This is a genomic window from Pseudomonas sp. PAMC 29040 (assembly GCF_003994535.1).
GTDB lineage: Bacteria > Pseudomonadota > Gammaproteobacteria > Pseudomonadales > Pseudomonadaceae > Aquipseudomonas > Aquipseudomonas paraversuta.
Genome location: NZ_RZAA01000011.1, coordinates 105,363 through 119,919 on the forward strand (window position 1 = coordinate 105,363; position 14,557 = coordinate 119,919).

Below are 14,557 nucleotides of genomic sequence, written 5' to 3' on the forward strand. Positions count from 1 at the left end.
ATCTGAACCTGGACCTGGACCTGGACCTGTACCTGTACCTGAACCTGAACCTGTAGGAGCGAGCTTGCTCGCGAGCTTTTGATCTTGAAGAGCTCGCGAGCAAGCTCGCTCCTACAGATGCAGATGTATGCGCAGATGCAGATGCAGGTACAGGTGCCGATGTAGATACAGGTGCCGATACAAGGACAGATACAGGAACCGGGTTAGCGGCGGGCCGCTTGCCAGGATTCGATAAGCTGCACAAACGTGCCCTGCACCTGTTCAATCAATGTTTGATCATTGATCTCCCCCGCCAACCAGGCACGGCTTGGCTCCTGGAAGATCGTGCGGCCCACGGCAAAACCGCGGCAGGTGCTGCTGTGACGTGCCTGGCGGAAACCTTCTGCCAGTGCTTGTGCCGGGGCATTCAGGCCCAGCAGCACCACGCCCCGGCAATAGGGGTCGCGCTCCTGAATCAGCGCATCAAGCTGCTCCCAGACCTCTGGCGTCTGGGCCTCGATTTTCCACCAGGCCGGGTAAATCCCCAGGTTGTACAAGCGCTTCAACGCGCGGTACAGCACATCGGGATGAGTCGAAGGGTGATCCTTGGGCGGGATGATCTCCAGCAACAGTTCATGGCCGCTGACCAGGGATGCCTCATACAGCCCCTTGATCTGCGCTTCCTGCTCCAGGCGCAGCAGCGGCTCGTCGTCGGGGTGAAACTGCACCAGACACTTGATGATGTGTTCCTGGGGCCAGCCAATCAGGTTGCTGCCAATCGAGCGACCATGCTCAAAGGCCAGTGGCCGTGAACCCTGGACCTCTACCGGGCGGGCAATCCACCAGCCGCGACCGGTGGCGGCATTCAGTGAGTCCTGGGCAAAACGCTGGTCGGCCAGCAACCCGACATCGGCGTCGATGCCCTGACGCCGCAGGTCAGTTTCAACCCGCTCGACCGCGCGAATAAACAGCTGTTTGAGCGCGCAGATACTGTTGTGATCGCGGCCATACTGCTGGGCCACTTCAACCAGCTGCCAGCGGTGATCGAAGGCGAACACAAACAGTTGTTTCCACTGCTTGCGCGGCACACTGACCCGGTGCAAGCGCTGTAATGCCACGTCCTGATCCGGGCGGGTGATCGGCACCGGGCTACTGAACAGGTAGTCGAGTTCGGCAGGCGTCGGCATCGCCGGAGCACAGGCATGGCGCGACACCACCAGGCCGCCGCAGGCATTGGCCAGCTGGCTGCAGCGCTCATCGCTGGCATCCTTGAGCCAGCCGCTGAGGAAACCGGACATAAAGGCATCCCCGGCCCCCAGCACATTCAGTACCTCAACCCGCACGCCGGGATAAATGGCACCGTCTTCAAGCCGGGCCGGGATCTGGCCCTGGATCACCGTACAGCCCTGGGAACCGAGCTTGACCACCAGCGTTGCTGCGGTCAGCGCCCGTACCGCACGCAATGCCGCCAGCAGGTCGGTGCCGCCGCCGGCAATCAGAAATTCTTCTTCAGTGCCCACGATCAGGTCGAAGCGCGGCAGGATCGATTGCACGTGGGCGGTGACTTTGCTGTCTTCGACAAAGCGTGTTTCGCCATCGGCCTTGCCCGCCAGGCCCCAAAGCACCGGCCGGTAATCGATATCCAGAATACGTTTGACGTTGTGCTGTTCGGCGTATTCCAGCGCCTGGACGCTGGCCTGATACACGCCTTCGGTGGAGAAATGGGTACCGGTAATCAGCAGGGCCTTGCTCGAGGCTATGAAGGCCGGGTCGATGTCTTCTGCGCGCAACGCCATGTCGGCGCAATTTTCGCGGTAGAACACCAGCGGGAAGGTTTCGCGGTCTTTAAGGCCCAGCAGCACCAGGGCGGTCAGACGCTGCGGATCAACAGTGATGGCGCTGACGTCACAGCCTTCACGAGCCAGTGACTCGGTGAGAAAGCGCCCCATATGGTCATCCCCCACCCGGCTCAGCATGGCCGAGCGCAAGCCCAGGCGCGCAGTACCAAAGGCAATGTTGGCCGATGAGCCACCCAGGTATTTGGCAAAGCTGCTGACATCCTCCAGCCGCGCGCCGACTTGCTGCGAGTAGAGGTCGACGCCCAGGCGTCCAAGGCAGATCAAATCCAAATCACGCCCTGTGGCAAAACGAGTCTGTCCCATGCTGGCTCCTGTTATTTTTATCAGCCTGCACTCATCACCCCGAAGGTTGAGCGCTCTTTGTGAGATGAAGACTAAAACGTCCGGACACAATAAACAATATTTATTCCATAATTTTTTAATGTAGAATTTTTGTTCCATATTGATCCAAAGGGATCAATTTTCGACCCTGTAACGATTCAGCCACAGGGTCTTTGAACGGCCGGTCAGGATTTATTGCGCACCTACCCTGTAGACTTTGCAGGCTAAACTGCCCCATGACCTGAAGAGCCATCCATAAGGACTCCCTATGCCCTCCCCTGATCAGCCGGCACCGATCGAGCAAACGCCAGAGAGCGAACAGGCCGGCCCACCGATCAATGCCGAACGCCTGTTGCAGCTCATTACCGAGGAATACGAGAGCCTGCCACGTCAGCTCAAACGTATTGCCAGCTATATGAGCCAGCAAAGCGACCGGATCATGGTTGACCGGATCAGTGATATTGCCCGCGAGTGCGAAGTCCACCCTTCGGCCATCGTGCGCTTCTCGCAACGCTTCGGTTTCAGTGGTTTCAGTGAAATGCAGGCGCTGTTTCGCGAGGCCTACACCCACAAGGCCACGCCGGCGCAGAATTACCAGCAACGTATTCGCAGCATGATTGCCAACAAGTCGCAAAAAGCCAGCGGCGGCGATCTGGCCCGTGAGTGCATCAACGCGACCCTATCGGGTATCGAACGTCTGGGGCTGGAACTGGATGACCAGTCCTTCGACAAGGCCGTGGACCTGGTGGTCAACGCTGACAATATCTATGTGGTGGGGGTGCGCCGCTCTTTCGCCGTGGCCGACTACCTGGTGTACAACCTGCAGCACACCAACAAGCGCATTCATCTGGTGTCCGGGCTGGGGGGCAGTTATCGCGAGCAAATGCGCAGCGTGCGGGCCAACGACCTGGTGATTGCCATCAGCTTTACCCCCTATGGCAAGGAAACCCAGCATTGCCTGCGCATTGCCCAGCTGCATCAGGCCAAAACCCTGATCATCACCGACAGCAACCTGTCACCGCTGGCCAAACGCGCCAACAGCGTGCTGCTGGTCAATGAGGGCAGTTCGTTCGCGTTTCGCTCGTTGAGCGCAACCCTGTGCCTGTGCCAGGCCCTGTTTATTGCCGTGGCCTACCGGCTGGAACTCAAAGTGGATGAAATCCACGAGCAAGTGGGCTTTGACGACTAGGACAAACAGCTCCAAACATCAAAATTAATGCAGTTAATCAGCATTATTATGAATTTGCGGACTGTTACCAGCTGTTGCACACTGCTCCCGTTCCTCCCCCAAATGAAGGGACATTTTCAAGGGCTTGCCGGGAAACCCGCACAGCCCTTTTTTTATCCTTTCAATCGCCAACCCCCGGATTTTCCTCACCATGCATACCCGCTGGATCAGCCGCCTATTGCCTGCGGCCACCAATACCCGTCCCACCGAATGGAGCCGCGCCGCCATTGGCGTATCCCTTGGCACGCTCTTGAGTGTCTGGGTCTGCAGCCTGTTTTTCGGCCTGCCGGTCGCCATGCATTTGATTGGCCCGCTGGGGGCCAGTGCGGTTCTGCTGTTTGCCGTGTCTTCAGGGGCGCTGGCGCAACCCTGGTCGATTATGGGCGGCTACCTCTGTGCAACCCTGGTGTCATTGGCGGTGGCGCACTTCTTTGGGCGCAATCTGGACAGCGCCTGCCTGGCGGTAGGCCTGGCGCTGATTGTCATGTGCCTGTTGCGCTGCCTGCACCCGCCCGCCGGGGCGCTGGCCTTGCTGGTGGTCCTGGCAGATCCGGACAGCGCCAGTCTGGGCTGGGGCCTGCTGGCGCCGGTAATGCTCGCGGCGGCGTGCATGCTGGTGGCAGCACTGGCCTATAACAATCTGACCCGGGTGCGCTACCCGAACCCCCCCCCGGAGCCGAATCCGGTCGCCCCCCAGGTCGCGGGCGACCCGGGCATTACCGCCCAGGACCTGCAACAAGCCCTGGAGCAAATGGATGCGTTCATTGACGTGACCCCCGAAGACCTTGAACAGCTGATCCGCGCCAGCGAGCACTATGCACGCCGGCGCAGTATCGGTGAGGTGCTCGCCCAGGCCCGTTAACCGCCAGACGCAAGCGCCCCGGCCGTTGCACTGATGCCCGAAACTCCTGCTAGGGTTATCCGTGCAGCGCCCGGGTGCAGCCACTGTCAGAGTGTCTGCCGGCCCGGACGTAGAGGCCCCCTTGGCACAGTCCCACAGGTGGCCCGAATCCCGTCGGTTGATCCTGATCAAGGCCGCCATGCTCAAGACCATTGAAAAAGAGATTTCCAAGCAAGCGGCGCCCCACGCCTTGCGAGCTGAATTCGCCCAACATGACTTCGAAAAACTGCGTAACTTCTGCCGCCTCACCTTCAGCGCAAGCATCTTCATGTGGCTGTTGTTCAACCTGATCGTCAGCATCAAGGGCCGCCAGGGGTTCACCGCCCTGTCCATCCTGTTTCTGAGCACCCTGGTGGTGCTCACCATCATTCTGGGCTTCATTCGCAAGTCCTGGCATTTCGACATACTCAATGCCCTGTTCGTGGCAGTGATTGCCATCGGTATCCGCCTGATCATTTTTGGCCTGCCGGCCGATGCCCAGCCGATCTGGCTGATTCTGGCCTGCTCCAGCATCCTCTACGGCGCCTCCGTGATGCCGCTGGGCCATCGGGGGTTTATCGCAGTGGTGGCCATCACCTGGCTGACCCTCAACCCTTTCCTGATGACTCAAGTGTCGGTCACCGATCTGCGGGGCACCCTGATCCTGTGCTATCTGGCCTTTCTCAGCAGCCTGACGATCTACAACTTTTTCAAGTTGCGCAAAATCAAGCTCTACAACTTCACCATGTTCAGACTGCTGGTGAGCCAGGCCTACATTGACCCCTTGACCGAGATTCCCAATCGCCGCTCCTTCATGACCCAGGCCGGCAATGTATTGGCGACCCGGCCACGGGAGCAGGATCACTACCTGGCGATGATCGACATCGACAACTTCAAGAAGGTGAATGATCTTTACGGCCATGATATTGGCGATGAGGTGCTCAAGCGCACTGCAGCCAGCATCCAGGCGGTGATGGCTGACCATGAGTATGCGCGGCTGGGCGGCGAGGAGTTCGCGGTGTACCTGGCGGGTGTGCGGCGCAGCGATGTCGAGGCGTTGATGGACGAGTTGTGCCGGCTAGTGCGCGTAGACCCGCACCCTTACCCGGTGACCGTCAGCATCGGGCTGACCCGGGTCGAAGACGATGACAGCCTGAACCAGGCCCTGGCCAAGGCGGACAAGGCGCTGTATGTGTCCAAGCACAGCGGCAAGGACCGGTTTACCTTTTATTAGGGCCGGTGCCTCGCTGCTGCAAGGTTCAGGCTGATTAGCGGTCCTGGCTTAAATCGGTATTGCCGTCCCAGCCACCACCCAGTGCGGCAATCAGTTTGACGCTGGCGATCAGGCGGCTTTGTCGCAAGTTGAGTACGTTGCGCTCGGTGTTCAGGGCAGTGGCCTGGACCACCACAACGTCCAGGTAAGCGATCAGGCCGGCCTTGTACTGGTTGCTGGTCAGGCGTAATGACTCGCGGGCCGACTCCAGTGCCTGCTCCTGGACCACGGCCTCATCCCCCAGCACCTTCAGCTGCACCAGGTAGTTTTCCACTTCGCGCAAGCCATCGAGCACGGTCTGGCGGTATTTGGCCACGGTCTGGTCATACAGCGCCTCGTTACGGTCAACCTCGGCCGAACGCTGGCCACCATCGAACAGCGGCAAGGAGACTTTTGGCCCGACCGACCAGAAACGGTTCGGTACGCTGATCCAGTCCTGATACTGACTGCTGCTGTAACCGCCCTGCAGGCTCAGGCTGAAGTCGGGATAGTAAGCGGCTTTGGCCACCCCGATATTGGCGTTGGCGGCAATGATCGAGCGCTCCGCCGAGGCGATGTCCGGACGCCGTTCCAGTAACTGCGAAGGCAGGCTCAGCGGGATTTGCGGCAGCGCCGGAACGGTTGTGGTTTCAGCCAGGCTGAACCCGGAAGGCGCCTGCCCGGTCAGCACGGCAATGGCGTTCTCGAATTGCGCCCGCTGCCAGATCAGGTCGATCATGTTGGCCTGGGTGTTACGCAACTGGGTTTGCGCCTGGGCCACGGCGTCCTTGCCGGAAATCCCGGCCTTGTACTGGTTTTCGCTCATTTTCAACGAACGCTGATAAGCCTCGACCGTGGCTTGCAGCAGGCGTTTTTGCTCATCGATCACCCGCAGTTGCAGGTAGTTCTGCACCAGCTCCGACTGTTGGCTCAAACGCATGGCGGCCAGGTCGGCCAGGCTGGCCTCGGCACTGGCTTCGTTGGCTTCCAGCCCGCGACGCAATTTGCCCCAGACATCGGCTTCCCAGCTGACCCCCACCTGGGCGTTCAAGGTGTCGCGAATGCCGCTGCTGGAACTGGTCAGGCTGGAGTTGGAGCTACCGGTGCCCTGGCTGGAGCGGGTTTTGCCCACGCTCAAGTCGGCGCTTGGCAGAAAGGCCCCACGGGCGCTGCGCACCAGGGCCTGGGCCTGACGGAACTGGGCCTCGGACTGGGCCACTGTCTGGTTGCTGCTGTTGAGTTTCTCCACCAGGCCATTGAGCTGCGTATCGCCATACAGCTCCCACCAGGCACCACGGGCCAGCGCATCGCTGGGGTTGGCCCGGGTCCAGCCGGCAGCCTCTTTGTAATCCGCTGCTGCCGCCGATTCGGGACGCTGGTAGTCCGGACCTATTGCACAGGCGCTGAGCAACAAGCCAGATAACAGCAGCGGAGCGAGTTTAAGCAAACGAGAAGTCATAGCGGAGTGTCCAGAGCAGCATCAGTGCGCACGCCACGCCATTTGTTGAAACGATGGCGTGCGCGGTCAAGATAGAGGTAAACCACCGGGGTGGTGTAAAGGGTCAGGATCTGGCTGAAGATCAGCCCGCCGATAATGGTCAGGCCCAGGGGCTGGCGCATTTCTGCCCCTTCGGCGGTGCTCAGCATGAGGGGCACGGCCCCCAGGATGGCCGCCAGGGTGGTCATCAGGATCGGGCGCAAACGTTGCAGGCAAGCGCTGCGAATTGACGCCTCGGGGCTGAACCCGGCGGTCCGTTCCAGTTGCAGCGCGAGGTCGATCATCAAGATCGCGTTTTTCTTCACCACCCCGATCAGCAGGAACAGACCCAGCAGGGAAATCAGGCTGAACTCGCCCCCCGTGAGGTAGATGCTCAGCAAGGCGCCGACCCCGGCCGAGGGCAGGGTCGAGAGAATGGTCAAGGGGTGGATATAGCTCTCATAGAGAATCCCCAGCACCAGATACACCGCCAGCAGCGCACCGAGAATCATGAACGGCTGACTCTTTTGGGTGGCGGCAAAGGCATCGCCGGTGCCGGCCATTTTGGCAATCACGTCTTCGGGCAGGCCCAGCTTGGCAATGGCCCGCTCAATCGCGGCGGTGCCCTGCTCGGTCGATACCCCGGGGGCCATGTCAAAGGAAACGGTCTCCGAGGCAAACTGGCCTTCATGCTCCACCCGGTCGTCCTGCAGACTGTTCTCGTAATGGGCAATAGCCGACAACGGGATGCGCTGGCCTTCGGCAGTGATCACTTGCACCTGCTCCAGGGTTTGCGGGTCCTGGGCGTACTTGGGATTGACCTCCATCACCACCTGATACTGGTTCAGGCTGTCGTAGATAGTGGAAATCTGCCGCTGGCTGTAGGCGTTGTTGAGCACGGCGGTGACCATATCCATGTCCACCCCCAGGCGCTTGGCCTGATCGCGGTCTACCACCAGCGTTACCTGCTGTGCGCCCCGTCCTTCACGGGCATCGATGGCCGTCAGCTCGGGCAGGGCCTTGAGCGCAGCCACCACTTTCGGGTACCAGATGCGCAGTTCACCAAGGTCACCGCTTTGCAGGATGTAGGAGTACTGCGAACTGGTTTGCTCGCGTCCGCCGCCAAATTGCAGATCCTGGTCGGCCATCAGCATCAGGCGCCCGCCGGGTACTTTGGGCATGGTTTCACGCAGGCGTTCAATGACCTTCTGCGCCGAAATCCTGCGCTCGGAAATGGGCTTGAGGCGCACGATCATGATTGCGTTGTTGGTGCCGCCATTGCCGCCAATAAAGCCGGCAACACTCTCCACCGCCGGATCGGCCAGTACTGCCTTGCGGAAGATTTCCATCTTCGGCTGCATCACGCTGAATGACAGGCCGTCGTCACCGCGGACAAAGCCGATCAACTGCCCGGTGTCCTGTTGCGGCATGAAGGTCTTGGGCACCACCACGTACAGCGCCACGTTGACGCCAATGGTCACCAGCAGGCTCAACAGGGTCAGGCGCTTGTGGCGCAATACCCAGTCCAGGCTGCGGGCATAGCCGGCGACCATGCGCTCGTTAAGGCCCATGCTCCAGCGTTGCATGGCGTTCTCGGTACCCGGCACATGGGGCTTGAGCCAGCGCGCGCAGAGCATCGGGGTGAGGGTCAGCGACACCACCAGCGACACCACGATCGAGGCCGCCAGGGTGATGGAAAATTCACGGAACAGGCTTTCGACAATCCCCCCCATAAACAGGATCGAGAGAAATACCGCCACCAGCGAAACGTTCATCGACAGCAGGGTAAAACCGACTTCCCTGGCCCCCAGCATCGCCGCTTTCATCGGCGCAATACCGGCATCGATATGCCGCGAGATGTTCTCCAGCACCACGATGGCATCGTCCACCACCAGCCCGGTGGCCAGAATCAGCGCCATCAGCGACAGGTTGTTCAGCGAGAAGCCGTACAGGTACATGATGGCAAAGGTGCCCACCAGCGATACCGGCACCGCCAGGGTCGGGATCAGTGACGCCCGGAAGTTACCCAGAAACAGGAACACCACCAGAATCACCAGCGCCACGGCAATCAGCAGGGTCATTTCGGCTTCGTGCAAGGTGGCCTTGATCACCGGCGAGCGGTCCATGGCCAGGTTCAGTTTGACGCTGGCCGGCAACACCGCCTGCAGCGCCGGCAACTGGGCCTTGATCGCGTTCACAGTCTCGATGATGTTGGCCCCGGCCTGGCGGTTGACCACCAGCAATACGGCCGCATCATTGTTGAAAAAACCACTGTTGTAGCGGTCTTCAACGCTGTCCTGAACCTTGGCCACATGGCTCAGGCGCAAGGCCGCGCCGTCCTGGTAGCGAATGATCAGCGGCTCGTAATCCTTGGCCTTTTCCAGCTGGTCGTTGGCCTGGATCTGCCAGTTGCGATCGCCATCGGACACCGCGCCCTTGGGCCGGCGCACGTTGGCGTTGGCAATGGTATTGCGCACGTCGTCCAGGGCCACGCCGTACTGGTTGAGCAGTTGCGGCTCCAGTTCGATGCGCACCGCCGGCAGCGAGCTGCCGCCGATCTGCACTTCACCTACCCCCGGGACCTGGGACAGGCTCTGGGACAGGATGGTGGAGGCCAGGTCGTACAGTTCGCCCTTGGACAGCACGTCGGAGGTCAGCGACAGCACCATGATCGGTGCCTGGGACGGGTTGACCTTTTTGTAGGTCGGCATGCTTTTCATGCCGCTGGGCAACAGGTTGCGCGAAGCGTTGATCGCCGCCTGCACCTCACGGGCGGCGCCGTTGATGTCGCGGTCCTGATCGAACTGCAGGATGACCCGGGTAGAACCCTGGCTCGAGCGGCTGCTCATGGTGTTGATCCCGGCAATCGCGCCGAAGGAACGCTCCAGCGGGGTAGCCACGGTGGATGCCATCACCTCGGGGCTGGCACCCGGCAAACTGGCCGAGACCACGATCACCGGGAAATCCATCTGCGGCAGCGGCGACACCGGCAGCAAGCCGAAACTCACCCCGCCCAGCAACATGATCGCCAGGCTCAGGAGCATGGTCGCGACGGGACGCTTGATGAACGGACCGGACAGGTTCATAGCGACGCCTGCTCGGGCGCAGCCGCATCACCCCGCCAGCGGCGGCCCAGGCGATCGAAGTACAGATAGATCACCGGAGTGGTAAACAGGGTCAGTACCTGGCTCACCAGCAGACCGCCGACCATTACCAGCCCCAATGGCTGACGCAATTCAGCGCCCGAGCCGGTGGCCAGCATCAGCGGTATGGCGCCGAACAGCGCCGCCAGAGTCGTCATCAGGATCGGCCGGAAGCGCAGCAGTGCCGCCTGATAGATCGCTTGCTCGGGGGCCATGCCCTGATTGCGTTCGGCATCGAGGGCGAAGTCGATCATCATGATCGCGTTCTTTTTCACGATACCGATCAGCAAGATGATGCCAATGATCGCAATCATCCCCAGATCATTGCCGCTCAGGATCAAGGCCAGCAAGGCTCCGACCGCCGCCGAGGGCAAGGTCGAGAGGATGGTGATCGGGTGGATATAGCTCTCGTACAGCACGCCAAGCACGATGTACATGGTCACCACCGCCGCCAGAATCAGCAGCAAGGTGCTCGACAACGAAGCCTGGAAGGCCTGGGCTGCGCCCTGGAACTCGGTCTTCACCCCCACCGGCATGCCGATGTCTTTCTGCACCTGATCGATCAACTCGACCGCTTGCCCCAGGGCCACCCCGGGCGCGAGGTTGAACGACACCATCACCGAAGGGAACTGGCCGATATGGGAGATCGCCAGTTGCGCCTGACGCTCTTCGACCTTGGCCAGGCTCGACAGCCGCACCTGGCCGCCATCGGTGGTTTTGACGTGGATCTGCTCCAGCGCCTGGGGGCCGATTTTCTCGCCGTCCCGGGCTTGCAGCACCACGCGGTACTGGCTGGCCTGGGTATAAATGGTGGAAATCTGCCGCTGACCGAAGGCGTCGTACAGGGCATCGGTGATGTTGGCCACCGACACCCCAAGGCGTGAAGCCGCATCGCGGTCAATCATCAGGTACACCTGCAGGCCCTTGTCCTGCAGGTCGCTGGCCACATCGGTCAACTCGGGCTGATTGTTCAGCGCCGTCACCAGTTTCTGGCTCCAGGTGCTGAGCATCTCGGCGTCCGGCGAGGACAGGCTGAACTGGTATTGCGTACGGCTGACGCGGTCTTCGATGGTCAGGTCCTGCACCGGCTGCATGTACAGGCGAATACCCACCAGCTGGTCGAGCTGCGGTTGCAGGCGCTCGATCACTTGCGAGGCACTTTCACTGCGCTCGCTATGGGGCTTGAGGTTGATCAGCATGCGCCCGCTATTGAGGGTCGGGTTATCGCCGTCCACCCCGATGTAGGACGACAGGCTCTCGACATCAGGGTCCTGCAGAATGATCCGAGCCAACTCTTGCTGACGCTGGCTCATGGCACTGAACGAGATGGACTGCGGCGCTTCGGAGATACCCTGGATCACCCCGGTGTCCTGCACCGGGAAGAAGCCCTTGGGCACCACCATATACAGTACGACCGTCAGCGCCAGGGTGCCGATGGCCACCAGCAGGGTCAGTGGCTGATGCTTGAGCACCCACTGCAACATGCTGGCGTAGCGGGCGATCATCCAGTCGATGAAGGCGCCGCTGGCGCGATAGAAACGCCCCTGTTCTTCTTCCTTGGGTTCGGCTTTGAGCAGGCGCGCGCACATCATGGGCGTGAGCGTCAGCGAGACCACCAGCGACAGCAGAATCGCCACAGCCAGGGTGATCGCAAACTCGCGGAACAGGCGCCCCACCACGTCAGCCATGAACAGCAGCGGAATCAGTACGGCGATCAGCGACAGGGTCAACGAGATCAGGGTAAAACCGATTTGCTTGGCACCCTTGAGCGCCGCCTGCATCGGACTGTCGCCCTCTTCGATATAGCGCGAGATGTTTTCCAGCATCACGATGGCGTCGTCGACCACAAAACCGGTGGCGATGGTCAGGGCCATCAACGTCAGGTTGTTGATGGAAAATCCGGCCAGGTACATGACCCCAAAGGTACCCACCAACGACAGCGGCACGGCAATTGAAGGGATCAGGGTAGCGCTGGCACGACGCAGAAACAGGAACGTCACCATCACCACCAGCGCGATGGCAATCAGCAATTCAAACTGCACATCGCGCACCGAGGCACGGATGGTCTGGGTGCGGTCGGTGAGAACAGTGACGTCGATACCGGCCGGCAGGTTGTCGGTGATGCTTGGCAGCAGTGCCTTGATCCGGTCCACCACCTCAATCACGTTGGCTCCCGGCTGGCGCTGAATGTTCAGCAATACGGCCTGATTTTCATTGGCCCAGGCGGCGAGACGCTCGTTCTCGGCGCCATCGACAATTTCCGCCACATCCTTGAGCCGCAACGGCGCGCCGTTGTTGTAGGCCAGGATCAGCTCGGCGTATTCCTGGGGGGTCTTCAACTGGTCGTTGGCGTCCAGCATCGACACCCGGGTCGGGCCGTCAAAGTTGCCCTTGGGCTGGTTGACGTTGGACGCGCCGATCAGGGTGCGCACGTCCGCCAGGTTCAAGCCGTTGGCGGCCAACGCTTCGGGGTTGACCTTGATCCGCACCGCCTGACGTTGACCACCGGCAATGCTGACCATGCCGACGCCGCTGATCTGGGCGATTTTTTGCGCCATGCGGGTGTCGACCAGATCATTGAGTTTGGGCAACAGCATGGTTTTGGAGGTGATCGCCAGCGTCAGTACCGGGGTGTCGGCCGGGTTGACCTTGTTGTACACCGGTGGCGCCGGCAAATCCTTGGGCAACAGGTTGCTGGCGGCATTGATCGCGGCCTGCACCTGCTGCTCGGCGACATCCATATTGATGTCGAGATTAAAGCGCAGGGTCAGCACCGAAGCACCGCCGGAACTGGTGGAAGCCATTTGCGTCAGGCCCGGCATCTGCCCGAACTGACGCTCAAGCGGTGCGGTCACGGCACTGGTCATGACATCCGGGCTCGCGCCGGGATACAGCGTCATCACGCGGATGGTCGGATAATCGACCTGGGGCAAGGCCGATACCGGCAGCAGGCGATAGGCGATGATCCCGGACAACACGATGGCGAGCATGCAGAGCGTGGTTGCGACCGGGCGCAGGATAAACAGCCGCGACAGATTCATTCGTGCGCCTTGCCCTTGACCTTGCCATCGGCCGTTGCATCGGCTTCAGGCCCGCCTTGCAGATGTTGCGCCGGGGTTGCCGGCACCTCGGCGCTGTCGTTGACCACTTCCACCGCGCCGCCATCACGCAGGCGGTCAGTGCCTTCAAGCACTACACGGTCGCCGGGCTCAAGACCTTCTTCGATCACCGTCACATCACCGTCGGTGACACCGACCTTGATGCTGCGAATCTTGACCTTCTTGTCGCCGTCCATCGCATAGACGAACGAACCGTTGGTGCCGTACTGAATCGCTGCGGTCGGGGCCAGGATCACGTTTTTCAGGGTGTCGGCCAGCAGGTGCACATTAACGAACTGATTGGGGAACAACACCTGATCGCGGTTATCGAACAGGGCCTTGAATTTCAGGGTGCCGGTGGTGATATCAATCTGGTTGTCGATACTGCTCAGCACCCCTGTCGCCAGTTCCTGGGTGTCGCCGCGGTTCCAGGCCTGTACCGGCAATCTGGCGCCGCTGCGATAACGTTCAAGCACCAGTGCAAGGTCCTTCTCGGGCAAGGTGAAGCTGACCACAATCGGCTCGGTCTGGGTGATCACCACCAGCGCCGTGGTGTCGTTGGCTGCCACCAGGTTGCCGACGTCCAGTTGGCGCAAGCCCACACGACCGGTGATCGGGGCGCGAATCTTGGTGAATTCCAGATTGAGCTTGGCGTCGTTGACCGCTGCCTGATTGGTCTTGACCGTACCCTGATACTGGCTGACCAGTGCTTCTGCGGTGTCCAGGGTCTGCTTGGCGATACTGTCTTCAGCGTACAGGCCGCGATAGCGCTGTACATCGACCTGGGCATTCTTCAACTGGGCCTGATTCTGCAACAGCGTGCCTTCGGCTTGCAGCAAGGCGTTCTGATAGCTGCGCGGATCGATTTCGGCCAACAGTTCGCCAGCCTTGACCATCTGGCCTTCCTTGAAATAGACCTTGACCAGTTCCCCTGCCACCCGGCTGCGTACATTAATGGTGTTGAGCGCGGTCACCGTACCCAGTGCCTTGTAGTAGACCGCAAAGTCACCCCGCGTCACGTCCGCCACCCGAACCGGCACCGCCAGGGTCGAACCGCCAAATCCGGGACGCATCATCCCCGACTTGCTGGTGTGCCCGGCGGGCTGAGCAGTGGCTGCCTTTTTCGAGGCGGATGGCCACAGCCACCAGCACAGGGCAACAACGATCAGCAGGACCAGCAGGCCAAACAGCCAGCGACGAGATTTGTGGGAAACAGACGATTGCATTGAATGATCAACCATTGGGCGGCGAGCGCTTATTATCAGGAGGCTGAAAGATAAGCAGTGCGCACGGTTATGAAAAGGTTCTTTACCGGGTATT

At 60.7% G+C, this 14,557-nt stretch carries 8 protein-coding genes; 3 read left to right on the top strand and 5 right to left on the bottom strand.

Annotation, left to right across the window (positions count from 1 at the left end; translation table 11 throughout):
- Nucleotides 1-203 precede the first annotated feature (203 nt).
- The gene (iolC, locus tag WG29040_RS19335) at nt 204-2,141 is read right to left on the bottom strand and encodes a 5-dehydro-2-deoxygluconokinase (protein WP_003447611.1); all 1,938 of its coding nucleotides are present in this window, start codon (nt 2,139-2,141) and stop codon (nt 204-206) included.
- 286 nt (nt 2,142-2,427) lie between these two features.
- Here iolC and WG29040_RS19340 point away from each other — a divergent pair, with 286 nt between their 5' ends.
- The 3 genes from WG29040_RS19340 to WG29040_RS19350 all read left to right on the top strand — a co-directional run bounded on the left by WG29040_RS19340 (nt 2,428) and on the right by WG29040_RS19350 (nt 5,501).
- Nucleotides 2,428-3,348, top strand: a complete 921-nt coding sequence (locus WG29040_RS19340; RefSeq protein WP_003447610.1) for a MurR/RpiR family transcriptional regulator — start codon at nt 2,428-2,430, stop codon at nt 3,346-3,348.
- Nucleotides 3,349-3,538: 190 nt separating this feature from the next.
- On the top strand, nt 3,539-4,249 hold the full coding sequence (locus tag WG29040_RS19345; protein WP_127196711.1) for an HPP family protein: 711 nt from the start codon (nt 3,539-3,541) through the stop codon (nt 4,247-4,249).
- A 178-nt stretch (nt 4,250-4,427) separates the two neighbouring features.
- Nucleotides 4,428-5,501: a GGDEF domain-containing protein gene (locus tag WG29040_RS19350; protein ID WP_029612454.1), complete on the top strand. Its 1,074-nt coding sequence runs from the start codon at nt 4,428-4,430 to the stop codon at nt 5,499-5,501.
- Between the two features lie 34 nt (nt 5,502-5,535).
- Here WG29040_RS19350 and WG29040_RS19355 read toward each other — a convergent pair whose 3' ends face one another.
- The 4 genes from WG29040_RS19355 to WG29040_RS19370 are packed head-to-tail and all read right to left on the bottom strand — an operon-like array spanning nt 5,536 to nt 14,478.
- A complete protein-coding gene (locus tag WG29040_RS19355; protein ID WP_127196712.1) occupies nt 5,536-6,978 on the bottom strand; it encodes an efflux transporter outer membrane subunit in 1,443 nt (480 codons plus the stop codon).
- Nucleotides 6,975-10,082: an efflux RND transporter permease subunit gene (locus WG29040_RS19360; RefSeq protein WP_003447604.1), complete on the bottom strand. Its 3,108-nt coding sequence runs from the start codon at nt 10,080-10,082 to the stop codon at nt 6,975-6,977. Before WG29040_RS19360 ends, WG29040_RS19355 begins: the two co-directional genes overlap by 4 nt.
- Nucleotides 10,079-13,180: an MdtB/MuxB family multidrug efflux RND transporter permease subunit gene (locus WG29040_RS19365; protein ID WP_003447603.1), complete on the bottom strand. Its 3,102-nt coding sequence runs from the start codon at nt 13,178-13,180 to the stop codon at nt 10,079-10,081. The genes WG29040_RS19360 and WG29040_RS19365 overlap by 4 nt, the downstream gene beginning before the upstream one ends.
- A complete protein-coding gene (locus WG29040_RS19370) occupies nt 13,177-14,478 on the bottom strand; it encodes an MdtA/MuxA family multidrug efflux RND transporter periplasmic adaptor subunit (protein WP_029612455.1) in 1,302 nt (433 codons plus the stop codon). The genes WG29040_RS19365 and WG29040_RS19370 overlap by 4 nt, the downstream gene beginning before the upstream one ends.
- Nucleotides 14,479-14,557 lie beyond the last annotated feature (79 nt).

Excerpts from the sequence above, each read along its gene's own strand:
- iolC (WP_003447611.1), bottom strand. The coding sequence starts at position 2,141 with ATGGGACAGACTCGTTTTGCCACAGGGCGTGATTTGGATTTGATCTGC.
- WG29040_RS19340 (WP_003447610.1), top strand. The coding sequence starts at position 2,428 with ATGCCCTCCCCTGATCAGCCGGCACCGATCGAGCAAACGCCAGAGAGC.
- WG29040_RS19345 (WP_127196711.1), top strand. The coding sequence starts at position 3,539 with ATGCATACCCGCTGGATCAGCCGCCTATTGCCTGCGGCCACCAATACC.
- WG29040_RS19350 (WP_029612454.1), top strand. The coding sequence starts at position 4,428 with ATGCTCAAGACCATTGAAAAAGAGATTTCCAAGCAAGCGGCGCCCCAC.
- WG29040_RS19355 (WP_127196712.1), bottom strand. The coding sequence starts at position 6,978 with ATGACTTCTCGTTTGCTTAAACTCGCTCCGCTGCTGTTATCTGGCTTG.
- WG29040_RS19360 (WP_003447604.1), bottom strand. The coding sequence starts at position 10,082 with ATGAACCTGTCCGGTCCGTTCATCAAGCGTCCCGTCGCGACCATGCTC.
- WG29040_RS19365 (WP_003447603.1), bottom strand. The coding sequence starts at position 13,180 with ATGAATCTGTCGCGGCTGTTTATCCTGCGCCCGGTCGCAACCACGCTC.
- WG29040_RS19370 (WP_029612455.1), bottom strand. The coding sequence starts at position 14,478 with ATGGTTGATCATTCAATGCAATCGTCTGTTTCCCACAAATCTCGTCGC.